The organism is Pseudoalteromonas sp. BMB, from assembly GCF_001709235.1.
In the GTDB taxonomy this organism is placed as follows: Bacteria; Pseudomonadota; Gammaproteobacteria; order Enterobacterales; family Alteromonadaceae; genus Pseudoalteromonas; species Pseudoalteromonas maricaloris.
In genome coordinates, this window is sequence record NZ_MBQA01000067.1 from 139,025 (window position 1) to 155,679 (window position 16,655).

Sequence of the window (16,655 nt, forward strand, 5' to 3'; positions counted from 1 at the left end):
TTCGCAATTTTGGGGTTGCACATAAACGCAAAATGCATAAACATAGGTTTTGCTTAGGCAAATTATAAAGTTATAGGAATCTAATAATGAATAAAGCTCAACTAGTTGAAAAGATGGCGGCAGACGCAGAGATTTCAAAAGCAGCGGCAACTCGTGCTTTGGAAGCGTTTACTGGCGCAGTAACTAACACACTAAAAGATGGCGGTTCTGTTGCTTTAGTTGGTTTTGGCACATTCTCAGTAAAAGAGCGCGCTGCGCGTACTGGTCGTAACCCACAAACTGGCGCTGAAATCCAAATCCCAGCTGCGAACATTCCTTCGTTCAAAGCAGGTAAAGGCCTAAAAGACCAAGTAAATCCTTAATCCACTCGCTGGACAAGAAAAACCTCCCAAGTTGGAGGTTTTTTTATGCTTATCATATTCATTATAATTGATAGCGCTATCTTGAATTTGCTACTATCGCCCCAATCTCGTATTTTTATCTAATAAGTTGTTTAATCAGTTTTCATGAAGCGTTTTAACCTTTTCGCCGTTATGTCATTACTCATGTTGTTATGGGTTGCTGCTGCGTGCGCGACAGGAACGCCTGATACTCACTTATCCCATACTTCTGATACGCGCAGCACGAGCTTCGAAAGCATCACCCAAAAGGGCCTCGCTGACGCCAATCAGTTACCCAGTAAGCCAAGCCCTGCGAGTCCAATAAAGCTCAGTGGTGAAACCACGCATCACGAAAAGGGCTTATTACCGGAACGCGAGCGTACTAGCCACCCTAGTTATTTTCTACACCCTAAACAACAAGCCGAATATGCGCTTGTATTTGAGCTTGCAGCAGAAAAATATATACCGGCCTCAGTCTATGACATCAATAGACCTAAGCCCGTGCCTTGGTACATGTGTGATACTCGGCCAAACAATGGCTTTATCGACAACTGTAAGCCGGCAAACTTAACCTTCAAAGGCAGTCTCAACTTCGCCTCTTAATCATTATCTACTACCAATAAAGCACCCAAATAGTAGTTTTTGATACCAGTCCCCTAACGTCTGTATGACCAGTATTCGTTAGCAAATCGGTATCGCTCAGATAGATAATGAGAAAAATATGAAAGATATAAATTCGCCAACGAGGCCATCAACCCCTCGTGGAGCCACCGCGCGTGCAAAACGCTTTTTTACTGCGCTTATTGTGTTCTTGTTGATCCTTTGTGCACTACCAAACGTGTATCCCAATAAGAATTTGATTCAAATTCAAACAAGTAGTAACGAGGTTGTGTCTCTGTCGCTGCCTGAGCTTAAATCTCAGCTAGAAGGAGAGGGATTCAAAGTCAAGCAAATCGAGTCTCATCAAGGTGGCTATTTAGTTGAACTTGAAAACCGCACGCTAACCGCCGAAGCGCGTGCTTATATGGCTGAGTCTCACTCAAAGCTAAGTGTTAAGGTTGTTAGCGCTTCAACGATGCCACAGTGGTTAGAAAGCACTGGACTCAAACCTATCAAGCTAGGACTCGACTTGGACGGCGGTGTGTTGCTCATACTCAAGGTTGACACAGAACAAGCGGCGCAAAATAAACTGCAGTCACTCGCAGACGAAGCCAATAGCCTACGGATCAAAAATCGTTATCGTAACCTATCTATTCCTCAAGTTATCAGTGGTGAGCAGGTTGAGGTCATAGCGAAAGCGCAAGGGCAAAATGAACTCGTTGCGCTTACTGCGACACTGCGCGAACTCTATCCACAATTTACCAGTACAACTCATAGACAAGGCAGTTTAACGAAAGTGAACTTCCGTTTTGCCGAAGCGAAAAAAGCAGAGTTCGATAAGCAGTTAATGACCCAAGCGCTGTCTACTTTACGTTCGCGTATTGAGGAACTTGGGATCACAGAAGCCGTTACGCAACGTCAAGGCACTAATTATATACGAATCGAATTACCTGGCGTGCAAGACCCAGAACAAGCCAAGCGTATTATCGGCGCCACAGCAAAGCTTTCATTTCATGCATTACAAGAAATGGGAGGTCAAAAATTAAAGAATAAATCTGGCGCTTTGGTTTCAGTCGACCCAGTTGCCATTTTTGGCGGGGATGAAATAGAGTCCGCAACAGCAGGAAGAGATGAATACGGAAAGCCTTTAGTGCAACTATTCTTATCTTCTCAAGGCGGTGAAAAGATAAACCGCTTTTCTAGAAACAATGTTGGTAAGCCAATGGCTACTGTATTCAGCGAATATTACGCGGATCCAAAAGGAGAGATTAAGCGCAAAACGGAAGTAATTTCAGTAGCCACTATTCAACAAGTATTAAATACCCGATTCAGTATTACCAATATGCAGTCAATGGAACGCGCGCAGGAGTTAGCATTATTGTTGCGGGCGGGTTCTCTTGACGCACCAATCACCATTGTGAAAGAGCAAACCATTGGTCCTTCATTAGGCGAAAAGAATATTGAAAGCGGCTTTAAAGCTTTGGCGTTAGGGCTAAGCCTAACTTTGCTGTTTATGGCAGTATGGTATCGCAAGCTAGGCGCAGTGGCCATTACCTCATTACTGGTAAACTTAGTTTGCCTGATTGGATTAATGTCGCTGCTTCCTGGTGTTGTGCTTACCTTACCCGGGATTGCAGGCCTAGTTTTGACTATTGGTATGGCGGTCGACACCAATGTTATTATTTTTGAGCGAGTTCGCGAATTAAGGCGTAAAGGCATTGGGATGGTTACTGCATTAAAGCAGGGTTATCAACAAGCCATGTCGAGTATTATCGACGCTAACTTAACCACGATGATAACTGCTCTTATCCTACTTGGTATCGGTTATGGACCAGTAAAAGGGTTCGCGATCACCTTGGCGCTGGGCATAGTAACCAGTATTTTCGCCGGTGTGGTCGTCTCCGGTATGTTATCAGAATCTCTTTATTCAAAATCACGTAAAGGCGCAAAGTAAAATGACAAGTAAAACGCAAAAGGCGAGATTCGTCGGGCTAATTTCTGGATTGTTGCTTGTCCTTGCAAGTCTCATCGCCATCGCTCAAAAAGGCATTGTATTAGGCCAAGACTTTACCGGCGGTTACGTTACGGTTATCGACTTACCCAAGCAAAAGAGCCAAACAGAAATGCAAAACAAGCTTGCTGAGCTTGGTGTGCAAGATGCGCGAATCTCTCTACTAAACGATGGTAGCTGGCGAGTTTTCCAACCCCCTCAGTCAACCGATGAAACACACGTCAAACAGTGGATAGAGGGACTTGAAACACAATGGCAAGCAAGCGTATTAGACGCCAGTTATCTTGGTGCGCAGGTGGGGAATGAGTTAATCGAACAAGGTGGCCTTGCAGGTATATTCGCATTACTTAGTGTATTGATTTACTTGGCGTTTAGATTTGAGTGGCGCTTAGCGGTCTCCGCAAGTATCGCGCTTTTTCATGATGTGATTGTGACGCTAGGTTTGTTTGCAATAACGCAAGTAGAGTTTGACTTAACCGTGCTTGCAGCGCTGCTGGCGATTATTGGTTACTCACTCAACGATTCGATTGTGATTGGTGACAGAGTTAGAGAGCTTTTGTTCGAAGAGCAGTGGAAAAACAGTCCCGTGGGCAATACCATAGACCAAGCGATAAAGGATTCAATGAGCCGCACGCTTATCACCTCATTAACGACGCTCACAACGGTGTTAGCGATATGGTGGTTAGGCGGCGCAGGACTTAATAGTTTCGCCATGGCGTTGTGTTGTGGCATTCTCATTGGTACTTTGTCTTCCTTGGCAATTAGCGCAACTTTACCGCAGTTTTTAGGCTTGTCGTTTAACAACTACCTAAAAGAAGAATCTGACGCAGCTAAACAGCAACTCGCTGAGCCATAAGCGTAATATGCGATTTAGGTTAAAAAAGTAGCAATTGCTCTTTTTTAACCTTGTCGTGCTGATGTATAATCCGCACTTCGAAAGGAGCCGGATAAGGATTAATGTCAAAATATAGTTATCAAACTCGGTGCGGGAAAGTAACCCTCTGGGCCGAGCAAAATATCCTCTTTGCCTGTTTCGAAGGAAATATTAATGAGTCTATGATCCATTATTTTTCTAGGGCATTAGAGCAATGTCGAGCTGAGATCCATTCTTCGACATGGGGTTACGTGAGTTATTCCGAAAAGGCCATAGCTGCGACACCAGAAGCCTATAAGTTACTGGTAAATACAGCAAAGCGCTGTTTGCAGTTAGGCTGTGTTAGTGCTGCGTATGTGTTGAAGTCGGCAATTGCGAAAAGCCAGATTGAAAAAATGCGCAAAGAAATTGGCATGCCAGAGCCATTAGATCAAGTTTTATTTGCTGATGTAAGCGCTGCCATTGAGTTTGTAAAAAGTACTTTAGCTACACCTGAAAAGTTGTCGGTATAAGACATCCTAATTCTATATAAGTGACGTTGCCTGTTGGGACGAGCATTTATAATCAGTTTGATTGCGCCTTCACTGTTAAGGCTTCATTGGGCCGCATCTCGCAACGTGCGATGATGCGGTTGTTTTTATCTTCTTCCTGTCTAAGCAACATACCTTCGTCATTTTTTGTCCACCACACAAACCCATCACCTTGATATTTTGCACCGCTGGCTGAACGAGCAATCTTCATCCTAACCACTTGTTCGTTAAAATGGACAGTTGCCTTATCACTGTCGTTGTAGTCAACCTTTATCACCGAATCATTATCACATTGATAGCGGCTAAGTGTTTCACTAAGCTCAATTTTACGATTCGAGATGTCCTCGCCACATGCACTGAGAACAACGCTAATTAAAACAGCAAAGGCAATTTGAGATTTCATAAACAGACTCCGGCGAGAAAAAGACGGTATCTGATAATTTAGCGTAAACGGATGAAGTTAAGGTGAATAGTGTAGTTACAAGGCAATAAAAAGCAGCATAAAAAAGGCCCAACGGGCCTTTAAACATGATTACAAGTTATTAATCCTTTACTGGAATAGCATTAGAGATACTCTGCGCTTCACGTATTTTTGGCGTGTATAATCGCTTCGTCATCGCCATAAAGAAAATAGGCGTAAACAATAGACCAAATAAAGTAACCCCTATCATTCCTGAAAATACTGCAATCCCCATGGTTTCGCGCATTTCAGCACCCGCACCAGTTGCAAGTACCAGAGGTACAACCCCTGCGGTAAAGGCAATTGATGTCATCAAAATAGGACGTAAACGTAGTTTACATGCCTCAATAATTGACTCTAAATTAGTCTTGCCTTGCTCGTACTCTTCTTTTGCAAATTCCACCATTAGGATTGCGTTTTTGCACGCTAAAGCAACCAAAACGATAAGAGCAATCTGGGTAAAGATATTATTATCGCCGCCTGTTAGCCACACCCCAACCAATGCTGACAGTATGGTCATTGGCACAATGAGGATGATTGCAAATGGTAGCTTTAGGCTTTCGTATTGCGATGCCAAAACCATAAACACCAAGAGTACAACCAGTGGGAAGATATACACCATCACATTACCCGCGAGGATCTGCTGATAGGTGACTTCAGTCCACTCAAATGCCATGCCTTCGCTAAGCGTTTCGTTTAGCACTGCTTCAATTGCCACTTGCGCTTGATCCGAAGAGTATCCGGGCGCAGGGCTGCCATTTAACTCGGCAGTAGGATACCCGTTATAGTGCATAACACGATCAGGTCCCGTTGTCGGCGTGACTTTGAGTACCGCACCAAGTGGCACCATTTGACCGTAGTTGTTTCTTACTTTGTAAGACAGAATCTGTGCAGGATCTGCCCGAAAATTAGCGTCAGCCTGAGCGGTGACCTGATAAGTGCGGCCAAATAAGTTAAAGTCATTGACGTACATTGAACCTAAATAGATCTGTAATGCATTAAACACTTCCTCGAGCGGTACGCCTTGTACCATTGCTTGCTCACGGTCGATATCAATGTCCATTTGTGGTACCTGGATCCTAAAGCTTGAGTACAATCCCATTAGCTCCGGTTGCTGCTGCGCTTTTGCTATCACTGCTTGTAAGTCAGAGAATAGCTTCTCAAAGCCAAGGTTTGCTCTATCTTCAATTTGCAGTTTAAAACCACCTGTGGTGCCTAACCCTTGTATTGGTGGCGGTGGGAAAACCGCGACAAACGCTTCATCTATGATGGCAAACTTCTGATTAAGCAGCGCAGCGATTGACGACGCATACAACTCTGGTGACGTACGATTTTCAAATTTATCTAGGGCAACAAATACAATCCCGCTATTTGGACTGTTTGTAAAACCATTTACTGAAAGCCCTGGGAAAGACACGGAATGTAAAACGCCTGGAGTCTGTAGTGCAATTTGTTCCATCTCACGTACAACGGCTTCAGTTCTATCCAAACTCGCAGCGTCTGGCAGTTGGGCAATCGCAACAAGATACTGTTTGTCCTGTTGTGGAATAAAGCCACCAGGGATGGTGCTAAACAACTTAGTAGTAGCAAAAACTAACCCTAAATAAACCACCAACACAATGGTGCTCAGTCTAATAAGCTTTTTTACCAGTCCAACATAGCCGTGAGCTGCCTTATCAAAAAAGCGATTAAACGGTTTGAATAGCCACTGACCAAACAATTTATCTAACACCACTGTGAGTTTGTCTGGTTTAGCACCGTGCGGCTTTAACAGTAGTGCAGCGAGCGCTGGTGATAATGTTAATGAGTTAAATGCCGAGATCAGCGTCGAAATCGTGATCGTGAGGGCAAACTGTTTGTAAAACTGACCTGACAAGCCGGTAATAAATGCAGTTGGAATAAACACCGCACAAAGCACCAATGCAATCGCTATAATAGGGCCTGTCACCTCCGACATCGCTTGTTTAGTCGCCTCGAAGGGCGCAAGGCCGTTTTCAATATTACGCTCAACGTTTTCAACCACGACGATGGCATCATCAACCACGATACCGATTGCCAGTACCAAACCAAACAACGACAACGTATTGATAGAAACACCAAGCCACTGCATTGCAGCAAAAGTACCAACTAACGATACAGGCACGGCCACCAGCGGAATAATCGAAGCGCGCCATGTTTGCAAGAATAAGATAACAACTAATACCACAAGTACAATGGCTTCTAATAATGTCGAAATTACCGCATCGATTGAGCCGCGAACAAAAATTGTCGGATCGTAAACGATATCGTATTCAACCCCTTCAGGAAAACGTGTCGATAACTCTTTCATGGTTTCACGCACCTGATCCGACAGCTCTATCGCGTTAGAACCAGGACGCTGGAAAATCGGCATTGCCACCGCTTCGTTACCATCTAGCAAAGCTCTTAACGCGTAGTTATCTTGTCCAAGCTCAACTCGGCCAATGTCTTTGAGTCTAGTGATCGCACCATCGCCTGATACGCTAACAATAATATTGTCAAATTCACTGGTATCTGCCAAACGGCCTTTAACGTTTAACAGAATTTGGAATTGATTTTCATTGGTTGTGGGTTGAGCACCCAAAGAGCCAGCTGCCACTTGGCGATTTTGTTGTTGGATTGCTCGGACCACATCACTTGCGGTTAAGTTTCTTTCAGCCAATTGCTCGGGGTTTAGCCATATCCGCAACGCGTATTTACCGCCGCCGAATAGTTTTACATCACCAACTCCCGGCAAACGCGCTATCTGATCTTTGACATAAATATCGGCATAGTTAGAGAGGTAGCTTGTATCATGCGAGCCACTTGGCGATACCAAATGCACCACCATAGTGAGATCTGGTGACGCCTTCTCAGCCACAACCCCTAAACGTTGTACTTCTTGCGGTAACCTTGGAATAGCGCTATTTACACGGTTTTGTACTTGAACTTGGGCACGGTCCAAGTCAGTACCAAGTGCGAAAGTCACGGTAAGCGTTAAACGACCATCACTGGTTGCTTGAGAAAACATATACAGCATGTTCTCAACACCATTGATCTCTTGCTCAAGTGGCGTTGCAACGGTTTCAGCAATGACTTTTGGGTTTGCACCGGGGTATGTTGCAGATACCACAACCGTCGGTGGTACCACCTCTGGATACTCACTCACGGGGAGCTGAAAAAGGGAAATGGCCCCTGCGATTAATATCACAAGCGACATCATCGCCGCAAAAATAGGGCGCTTAATGAAAAAATGGGAAAATTTCATTATTAGTTTAATCCTTGTGAAGAATCGCTTGGCGTCATCGCAACCACTTCTGTGGCAATGTTATCTGGCAAGGTAAGCGTCACGGAGTTTGGGCTTATCGGCATACCTGGGCCTACACGCGCTGGACCATTCACCGCGATACGCTCTCCAGCTGCTAAACCCGACTCAACAGCACGAAATTCGCCATAGCGATTACCGAGTGTGATTAGACGATATTCAAGTGTATTAGCGTCGTTGACGACAAGAACAAAACGATTTTTAAGATCTGTACCCACTGCGCGGTCTGGAATTAATACTCGATCGTTTTGCTCGCCGGATGAAAGACTCACTCGCGCAAACGAGCCAGGTCGTAATTGTCCACTGAGATTATCAAAAGAAGCGCGTACTTTTAGGGTTCCGGAGTGGTCATCAATGGCGTTGTCAATAAAGTCTAGCTCACCCATGACTGGCTGTGACTCACGGCCCAATAGCTGTAATTTCACAGGTAGCGGCTCACCTTCCGTCACTGATGCAAACTGGCTATTCCAAGTGCGCTCGTCGATATCAAAGTACGCATACATCTTATCGGTTGCGACTATCGTTGTAAGCAAAGTGTCGTTTGCTCTAATGGTGTTACCTTGAGTGACCTCAGCAAATGAAATTTTGCCGCTGATTGGTGCTGTGATCTTGCTAAACTCTAAGTTTAACTGAGCTGCTTTAAATGAAGCTCTAAGCGCATCTAGTTCGGCTTCACGCTGTGCGGTAAGCGAAACACGGGCATCGACTTCTTCAGTTGAAATCGCTTTTTGCTTGCTTAAACGAAGCGCACGCGCTGACTCACTTTTTGCTTGCGAAAGGGCCGCTTCGGCACGTTTCACTTGTGCGGCAAGGCTGGCAACCTCAGCCAAGAAAGTTCTATCGTCCAGCTCAAATAGAACATCGCCTTGGTTCACCGTATCTCCCTCTTTGAAGTTTACCGAGCCGATCACTCCCGTGACACGAGCGCGAAGTGCGACTTCGTTTGGAGAAGAAAGGCGTGTTGTATAGGTGTGCCAATCAGCAATGCTAATTTGCGGTGTTGCTGCTACATCAATTGGTTGAAGAGGCGGAGTTTGACTGCTTGCCTGCTCAGCTTCGCCACATGCACTTAGCAGTAGCAAAGCTGAAATAATCGTTGCGAGTTGCGTTGGTTTTAACATAGTTCCTCCTTTGTGTATGGAGGTAACTATACGTTTCATTTGTTGCATTAAACATAAGCTAAATGGAATATGATTGGTGCCAAATTAGAATCAATTGATGTAGATAACGAAATCAAAATGTCTTTTTCGTGTGATTTGCGCGAGATCTAAGATAATTCTTCCCGATTGATTTAAAATAACAAAAAGCCTAACGGAATTGAATTATGTCTAACGCTAACCGTTTACAATCCCTACTGAGTGGCGTGCTCAATAAAAGTGACGATGCAGTTGCTATTGTTAGCAACAAGTCGGTTCTTGAATTTTGCAATAAAGCAATGGCGAAGCTAATTGGACAACCCTCGTCTCACATAACAGGACGCACACTGAGTAATATTTTCGACCCCCAAACAGACGATACGTTTGATGACAGAATCGACGGGGATGAACTCACGGAATGGTTTTTAGGCTTAAGCAACGGCTGTGAATTAGACTATCCAGAAATTGAAATTGATACCTTAAGCGGTGAGTTCTTCAGATTACGATGTTTTTCGCTGCAAGATGATGCCTTTGTTATCTACGGAGACAACATTACCACAACAAAAGCAATACATAGCGAACTCGATCACTTACGTAAAGAGCTTGATTTTATTACCAAAACTGATCCATTAACGGGCGTCGCCAGTCGTAGGCAGCTAAGCGATAAAATTGACAGTCAAATTAGGTTGTATGAACGTTACAGAACACCATTTAGTGTGATACTGACCGACCTCGATAATTTCCGTGCAATCAACGAGCGATTTGGCCATGAAGCGGGAGACATAGTGCTGGTTCACGTGAGCTCGCTACTCTCTGACATGTTACGAGACACGGATTTAATAGGTCGGCTAGGTGGAGAGGAATTTGCCCTGGTACTCCCTAATACCGGCTTAGAGGGGGCAATCTTAGTCGCCGAGCGGGCACGCATTATGATAGAGCAGGCATCATTTCAAATTGCGGTCGGTGAAGAGGTCGATATTACCAGTTCATTTGGGGTTGCAGAATTTGGCGCAGGTGAGTCTGGCGTTGAAAGCATTATTCGTCGTGCAGATACGATGTTACTAGAGGCCAAAAGCAGTGGCAGAAATCGAGTTGTTCCAAATCCGCACTAATTAAGACCAATCGTTAAATTGTAATAATGCTTAACTAAGCTAGTTCCTTCAAGTAGTAGATAAGTGCGCCCAATATGGCGCATTTTGCAGTTAAGGAACAATAATAATGGCAAGTTTTACCCGTCGAGATTTTATTAAAAGTGCATTAATGGGCGTTGGCGCAGCGACAATTAGCGTCTCGTTAGTAGGTTGCGGCAGTAGTAACAGTAAAGCGGTTGCAAGCAACGATTTTGCTGTCGCATTTAACCATGGTGTCGCAAGTGGCGATCCTTTAGCTGATAGCATGATATTATGGACGCGAGTCACCCCTGAGGGTACACCTAACAGTGTGGCTGTCACTCTACAAGTATCAGAATCTGAAGATTTTGGTGTCTTACTACAAAGCCACCAGCTCGCCGCATTAGCAAAAAACGATTACACCGTTAAAGTAGATCTTAATGGCCTGACTGCAAATAGCCGCTACTTTTATCGCTTCGTCACTAAAGAAACGCATTCACCCATAGGTAAATGCAAAACCTTGCCCGTTAACGATGTAACTCAAGTAAAACTTGCCGTCATGTCTTGTGCAAATTATCCGGCAGGTTACTTTCATGTTTACGCAGAGGCTGCAAAACGCAGCGATTTAGACGCGGTGTTGCATTTAGGTGATTACATATACGAATATGGTATGGGTGGGTATGCCACTGAAAATGCCGACGCCATGGGGCGAGGGCTGGATGCAGATAATGCGAACGAGATTATTTCATTAAATGATTATCGTCGTCGTTATGCAAAATATCGTACGGACCTTGGTCTGCAAGATCTCCACGCCAGTACGCCATTTATTGCGGTATGGGATGACCATGAAGTATGTAATGACTCATACATGGATGGCGCTGAGAACCATAACGAAGGAGAAGGGGAGTACGCTGCCCGCAAACTTGCTGCGCTGCAAGCCTACTATGAATGGATGCCGCTGCGTCCGATGGTTAAGGACCAACTTGAGAGCCTCTATCGTAAATTTGAATTTGGCGACTTGTTATCACTTTATATGCTAGATACTCGTCACGAGAGCCGCGCTAAAGCACTCGACTATCAAGATTACATTGACCCTAGTACAGGGCAAGTAGATTTTGCCGGATTTCAGGCGGATCTCACTGCGCCTTCGCAACAGCTATTGGGCGTAAACCAATTGACTTGGCTCACAGATAACTTAAAGACATCTGCAGCGAAATGGCAAGTCTTAGGGCAACAAGTATTGATGACCAAAATGATGATCCCAGCCGAGCTGCTCATGTCTCTTGCCAACCCTTCTGCACAAATGTCGACGCAATTAACAGAGCTTGCTCAAATAAAGGGGAGAATGCTTGCTGGTGATTCAACGTTGTCAGAACAAGAAAAAGCACGAGTCACGTTTACCGCACCTTATAATTTGGATGCATGGGATGGCTATCCGGTTGAACGTGAAGTGATTTTACAAACAGCAAAAGCGGCCAATAAAAATTTAGTAGTCGTTGCTGGAGATACACACAACGCGTGGTCTGGTAAGCTCTGCGACGCAAGCGGAGCTGTTTGTGGTCAAGAATATGCGACAGCTTCTGTCAGCTCTCCGGGGCTTGAGCATTACTTGCAATTGGGCGATGAACAGGCGCTACAATTTGCAGAGGTATTGCAATTACTAGTCGATGATCTTGAATATGCCAATATTCATCAGCGTGGTTATTTAACGCTTAATTTCACAAAAGAGAAGGTGGAAAGTGAGTGGCATTTTGTCAATACAGTTAAGCAAGAGCAGTTTGAAAGTCATAATAAACAGCGCGAGCTTTTACTGTAAGTACGGCTAGCTACTCGCGCTACGCTTCTTGTACAGCTGAGTAGAAAGTGTGTAAAGGGGCTTTACAGCCCTTTGCATTTAGCTATTTTATCTTGCGAAAGAAGCGGTGTTACTCTGAACGGCTTCTTTTTATTCCCTTTAACTTTAACCTTTGCAATATCTAAATATTGAAAGTCTCCAGGGGCGTTAAGACGCCATAAATTCTTTGACTGTTCAGAAAAGCAAAACTCTCCCGTATCTCCATGTATCAACAGCAACGGATAACTGAGTTGAGCGGCATATTCTGCAAGTGTCTCTCGATATAACTGATAACCATCGCACTTAGCCTTTGAGTTTTTATCACAGCGTCCTGAGTGCTTCTCTTTTTGATAAAGGTCAGCTTGTAGAAATATCACCGCAGCTTTGTGGCTTGGCGTCAGCAAGCTATCCAACCACTTAATATTCTCTACATCACGACGATGGGACTCTTCGTGCACTACTTTTTTATCGGATAATAAGATTTGTTTGCGACCATTGTTGGTGCCAGGTACATGCAAAGTTAAAAACTGCACATCATCCACTATCCAAGATTGATTTTCAGGTACTGTTTGCTGACGTTTAAACTTTGGAAGGTCAGGTATTTGCACCGCAAAGTGTTTACGGATGAAATCCAATCTTTCTAACTCATCAAACCTAGGGTTTAGAGTTTCGCGGTCGCAGTCTGTCCAATCATTGTCTCCAGGCGTGAATATAAATGGTTGACTACTCACACTTGAGATCAGAGCATAATTATCTTTAAGCAGTTGGTCAGTACAGGGCTCAGCACCGGATTTCATATCACCTACGTGCACCATAAAATCATGCTGTATATCGTTTACCTTTTCACGCAGTGCACCATTTGGCATCAGCATGCTTCTGTCTATCTCCGTATAAGGCATATCACCAAAGACTAAAAATGACGTAGCCGAGGCCTGAAATACACTGAGCATAGGCATCACTGCCATGGCGAATAATTTAACGAGCTGCACAATAATTCTCCTTTATGTTAGCCCCTATCATACACCAACTCTGTGACAGAAGAAGTCGCGCTCTCAATAAAAAACGCCGCTAATTGCGGCGCTTTGCTACTTAAGATGTTTTTCGAAAAAAGCTAAAAACTCAGTAAGCGTCTTCACTCTATGTGCTTGATAACTCAGATGGTGGTTGCCATCCTCGAGCTCTATGTATTTGAACTTCTTGTCATGATCTTCAAGTTCATCTGCCATGTCACGACTATGATTCACAGGCACGACTTTATCGTCATCACCATGAATAAGTAACACGGGGCGGTTAATCTGCTTAGCGTAGTTAACAGGAGATTGTGCCTCAAGTTTATCAGTATCTTGTCCAAATTGGTCACGAACAAGCTCTTTGTTTGTGAAAAAGCGCGCACGACTGACTATCGATTCTAAGTCTGTAACACCGGCAAAACTTGCTGCACATTGAAACGTTTCAGGATGTTTTACCACAGCCATTAGTGCAGCATAGCCGCCGTAACTTGCACCACCTATACAAATTTTATTTTTGAGTGCATACTTTTCTGCAATCAACCAGTTTGCCGCATCTTGTAAGTCATCTTGCATCTTTCCTCCCCAACCTTGATTTGCTTCATTAAAGAAGTCAAAGCCATAACCAAAAGAGCCTCTAAAGTTAGGTTGGAAAACCACAAAGCCTCGGCTTGCCAATAGTTCAGACCAATAATCAAAGCCAGCGTAGTCGCGAGAGTATGGTCCACCGTGTGGAAAGATGATTGTGGGAGCAGCCGCATCGAATGCTTTAGGTAGGGTTAAGTAACCCTCAATTTCAAGGCCGTCACGGGCTTTAAACGATACCCTTTGTTTGCCCAAATAATTGTCACCAATAATATCTGGATATAAACGTCCTAACCCCGCTAAAGAGCTGGTTTCTCTGTCACCAATCAGGTACGTACCAGAGTCTTGGTCAGAATCGCCGTACGCAATGTATTTTTTATTATCCGCGCTCATACTTATTACAACGGTGTCGTAGCTTGGTAATGCCGCCTTGAGTGAGCGTTGTAGGAGTTTGCGGTCTTCGTCCCAATAGACTCTCGAGTTATCAAGGTTGGAATGGCTGAAGCCTATGGCTCGACCGTCGTGTGAATAAATGATACTGCCATCAAAATCATAGTCTGGATCGGAGAAAATAAGCTGAGGTAAAAGCGGGCGCTTAGTAATGTCTGCTTTAAACAGCGCATTTTTACCATTATGAAGTGCGGTGAGGTAAATAATATTTGGGTCTTTATCAAATCCAAGAATATGGATAGCTTCCGGACCACGAGCCTGAAAGGTATAGAAATCGGTTAAATCCTTCGTCTCATTATCATAGAGCATATAATAGGCAGTGATCCCTTCAAACCCATAACCCATTCTTACATTGCCTTGTTGATCGGCTATCCAGCTAGATATTTTTCTTCTTGCTCGAACAACTTTCTCGCGTCTATCTTTAGCTATGTCTAAGATATAAACGCTCGGCTTGTTTGCCATATCGAAGTCAGTTTGTACCAATATCTTGTTTGGTTGTTCTGGCAGTATGCTAATTACATCGTCTTGAAATTGGGCAGGAATTTCATTGCGATAAGCACGATTGATTTGAATCAATTCATCCGTAGGGTTTTTTAAATCAAATTTAAATAAACGAGATGTTGTGTACTTTACGCCTCGCTGCACTTTGGTGTAATTAGCACCAAATAAGAGCATGTCATCGCTGGCCCAATCGTACCAACCAAGTGCTATCGTTTTATTATCAGTTTGCAATATATAGTTTTTTTTATGCGTTTTTAGGTCGTGAACAGTAAGAACGAGATTTCCTTCATAATTTTGTAAATACGCAACTGCCTTACCACTAGGTGAGAGTGAAACTTTACTCATATTAGGGAGTTGCGCGTAACTTTCAATAGGTAACTGAGCGTTAGCAGAGCTAGTGCATAACAGTGCAATAGCAAATAGAATTATATTTTTCATTTTTAGATAAGATGTAGAATGTTTTATGTGTATTTAATTTGGCGACATTATTCCCTATTTTGAGGCTAAACTCCAACCTATATGCTTTGTCATACACTATCATTAGCGATAATTTCAAAAAAGTGAGAGCAAAAGTTCGCTACATTGCTCTCACCTTAACGAATTTGAAATGAAAGCTGCGTACACACCAGTTTATGCGTACGCAGATTGAAACTAACTTTTAGTCTACTATACGTTTATTGGATTTGAGGCGTGGGTTTGGTAATCGGTATAACCTTGTTCGCTACCACCAAATAATGTCTCAGGCTGATGTTCGTTTAAGTACAAGTCATTTGCCAGCCTGTAGGGCAAATCAGGGTTTGAGATAAAAGGACGACCAAACCCAATCATATCAGCCCAACCTTCATTAAGAGCTTGTTGGGCGCGCGCTTTAGTATACTTTCCGGCATAAATTAACACGCCATTAAATGCCTCTCTAATTGCGTATTTAAATTTCAAAGGCATATCTGGCGCGTCTTCCCAATCCGCTTCTGCGATGTGTACGTAGCATATGTTGAGCGCAGTTAGCTGTTTAATTGCCGCGAGGTATGTCTGCTCAGGGTTTTCATCTACTGTACCATTTAAGGTAGTAAGCGGCGCAAGTCTAACGCCCACTTTGCCACTGCCTATTTCTTCACTCACCGCCGTTACGACTTCACGCAAAAAGCGAATGCGGTTATCAACAGAGCCACCATAGCCATCAGTCCTTTGATTTGAGTGAGAGTCTAAAAATTGATTAATCAAATAACCATTCGCTGCATGCAGTTCAATTCCATCAAATCCTGCTTGCATCGCGTTGCGTGCAGCGTGTCGATATTCGTTAATAACATTATTGATATCTGCTTGGGTCATTGCTCTAGGTGTTTGTGCTTGAATAAAATCAGGGGAGTCATTTTCATCGATGAAAACTTTCACACCCTGAGCTTGAATTGCCGAAGCTGAAATCGGCTGAGGCCCGCCGGTATTACTTTGATGCGATACTCGCCCGACATGCCAAAGCTGCGCAAACATAACACCGCCTGCATCATGCACTTGTTTTGTGACTTGTTTCCAGCCAGCAACTTGGGCGTCTGAATAGATCCCCGGTGTCCAAGCATATCCCTTACCTAGTTGCGATATTTGTGTCCCTTCACTAATAATTAAACCAGCCGTAGCACGCTGTGCGTAATAGGTTGCCATCAAATTGTTAGGGATATCCCCGGGTTGACTCGCCCGCGAGCGGGTCATAGGCGGCATCACTATGCGATTGCTCAATGTTTTACCAGCTAAGTTAATCGACTCAAATAAATCAGCCATTTGGCCTCCTCAACGTTTATTTTCACGATGAGAAGCTTAACGGTTTAAAATATTTTCATTAACCGCAATAAATACAAAATATA

At 43.9% G+C, this 16,655-nt stretch carries 13 protein-coding genes; 7 read left to right on the forward strand and 6 right to left on the reverse strand.

What is annotated here, in order from left to right:
- The first annotated feature begins 86 nt into the window (after positions 1–86).
- The 5 genes from BB427_RS05625 (at position 87) to BB427_RS05645 (ending at position 4,377) form a co-directional block, all read left to right on the forward strand.
- Positions 87–362: an HU family DNA-binding protein gene (locus tag BB427_RS05625; protein WP_010377204.1), complete on the forward strand. Its 276-nt coding sequence runs from the start codon at positions 87–89 to the stop codon at positions 360–362.
- A 144-nt stretch (positions 363–506) separates the two neighbouring features.
- On the forward strand, positions 507–983 hold the full coding sequence (locus BB427_RS05630) for a hypothetical protein (RefSeq protein ID WP_069019228.1): 477 nt from the start codon (positions 507–509) through the stop codon (positions 981–983).
- Positions 984–1,101: 118 nt separating this feature from the next.
- Positions 1,102–2,934, forward strand: coding sequence for a protein translocase subunit SecD (secD, locus tag BB427_RS05635; protein WP_069019229.1), 1,833 nt, complete (start codon positions 1,102–1,104; stop codon positions 2,932–2,934).
- A 1-nt stretch (position 2,935) separates the two neighbouring features.
- A complete protein-coding gene (gene secF / locus BB427_RS05640; protein WP_069019230.1) occupies positions 2,936–3,847 on the forward strand; it encodes a protein translocase subunit SecF in 912 nt (303 codons plus the stop codon).
- Between the two features lie 101 nt (positions 3,848–3,948).
- Positions 3,949–4,377 carry a hypothetical protein gene (locus BB427_RS05645; protein WP_039495205.1) on the forward strand — a complete coding sequence of 143 codons (429 nt, stop codon included), beginning with the start codon at positions 3,949–3,951 and terminating at the stop codon, positions 4,375–4,377.
- Between the two features lie 52 nt (positions 4,378–4,429).
- Here BB427_RS05645 and BB427_RS05650 read toward each other — a convergent pair whose 3' ends face one another.
- The 3 genes from BB427_RS05650 to BB427_RS05660 form a co-directional block, all read right to left on the reverse strand.
- Entirely contained in the window at positions 4,430–4,798 is a 369-nt protein-coding gene (locus BB427_RS05650; RefSeq protein WP_069019231.1) for an MliC family protein, read from the reverse strand.
- Positions 4,799–4,937: 139 nt separating this feature from the next.
- Positions 4,938–8,120 (reverse strand): efflux RND transporter permease subunit, encoded by a 3,183-nt coding sequence (locus BB427_RS05655; protein WP_069019232.1) that lies wholly within the window; start codon positions 8,118–8,120, stop codon positions 4,938–4,940.
- Between the two features lie 2 nt (positions 8,121–8,122).
- A complete protein-coding gene (locus tag BB427_RS05660; RefSeq protein WP_039495201.1) occupies positions 8,123–9,298 on the reverse strand; it encodes an efflux RND transporter periplasmic adaptor subunit in 1,176 nt (391 codons plus the stop codon).
- Positions 9,299–9,501: 203 nt separating this feature from the next.
- Here BB427_RS05660 and BB427_RS05665 point away from each other — a divergent pair, with 203 nt between their 5' ends.
- Positions 9,502–10,425 carry a sensor domain-containing diguanylate cyclase gene (locus BB427_RS05665; RefSeq protein WP_069019233.1) on the forward strand — a complete coding sequence of 308 codons (924 nt, stop codon included), beginning with the start codon at positions 9,502–9,504 and terminating at the stop codon, positions 10,423–10,425.
- A gap of 106 nt (positions 10,426–10,531) precedes the next feature.
- Positions 10,532–12,238, forward strand: a complete 1,707-nt coding sequence (locus tag BB427_RS05670) for an alkaline phosphatase D family protein (protein ID WP_069019234.1) — start codon at positions 10,532–10,534, stop codon at positions 12,236–12,238.
- A 62-nt stretch (positions 12,239–12,300) separates the two neighbouring features.
- Here BB427_RS05670 and BB427_RS05675 read toward each other — a convergent pair whose 3' ends face one another.
- The 3 genes from BB427_RS05675 to BB427_RS05685 all read right to left on the reverse strand — a co-directional run bounded on the left by BB427_RS05675 (position 12,301) and on the right by BB427_RS05685 (position 16,572).
- Complete coding sequence (locus tag BB427_RS05675) at positions 12,301–13,245, reverse strand: hypothetical protein (RefSeq protein WP_069019235.1); 945 nt, start codon at positions 13,243–13,245, stop codon at positions 12,301–12,303.
- A 96-nt stretch (positions 13,246–13,341) separates the two neighbouring features.
- Complete coding sequence (locus BB427_RS05680; protein WP_069019236.1) at positions 13,342–15,237, reverse strand: alpha/beta hydrolase family protein; 1,896 nt, start codon at positions 15,235–15,237, stop codon at positions 13,342–13,344.
- Positions 15,238–15,465: 228 nt separating this feature from the next.
- On the reverse strand, positions 15,466–16,572 hold the full coding sequence (locus BB427_RS05685; protein WP_069019237.1) for an alkene reductase: 1,107 nt from the start codon (positions 16,570–16,572) through the stop codon (positions 15,466–15,468).
- Positions 16,573–16,655 lie beyond the last annotated feature (83 nt).

Coding starts and splice junctions, on each gene's coding strand:
- BB427_RS05660 (WP_039495201.1), bottom strand. CDS start 9,298: ATGTTAAAACCAACGCAACTCGCAACGATTATTTCAGCTTTGCTACTG.
- BB427_RS05685 (WP_069019237.1), bottom strand. CDS start 16,572: ATGGCTGATTTATTTGAGTCGATTAACTTAGCTGGTAAAACATTGAGC.
- secF (WP_069019230.1), top strand. CDS start 2,936: ATGACAAGTAAAACGCAAAAGGCGAGATTCGTCGGGCTAATTTCTGGA.
- BB427_RS05655 (WP_069019232.1), bottom strand. CDS start 8,120: ATGAAATTTTCCCATTTTTTCATTAAGCGCCCTATTTTTGCGGCGATG.
- BB427_RS05650 (WP_069019231.1), bottom strand. CDS start 4,798: ATGAAATCTCAAATTGCCTTTGCTGTTTTAATTAGCGTTGTTCTCAGT.
- BB427_RS05680 (WP_069019236.1), bottom strand. CDS start 15,237: ATGAAAAATATAATTCTATTTGCTATTGCACTGTTATGCACTAGCTCT.
- BB427_RS05665 (WP_069019233.1), top strand. CDS start 9,502: ATGTCTAACGCTAACCGTTTACAATCCCTACTGAGTGGCGTGCTCAAT.
- BB427_RS05645 (WP_039495205.1), top strand. CDS start 3,949: ATGTCAAAATATAGTTATCAAACTCGGTGCGGGAAAGTAACCCTCTGG.
- BB427_RS05625 (WP_010377204.1), top strand. CDS start 87: ATGAATAAAGCTCAACTAGTTGAAAAGATGGCGGCAGACGCAGAGATT.
- BB427_RS05630 (WP_069019228.1), top strand. CDS start 507: ATGAAGCGTTTTAACCTTTTCGCCGTTATGTCATTACTCATGTTGTTA.
- BB427_RS05670 (WP_069019234.1), top strand. CDS start 10,532: ATGGCAAGTTTTACCCGTCGAGATTTTATTAAAAGTGCATTAATGGGC.
- secD (WP_069019229.1), top strand. CDS start 1,102: ATGAAAGATATAAATTCGCCAACGAGGCCATCAACCCCTCGTGGAGCC.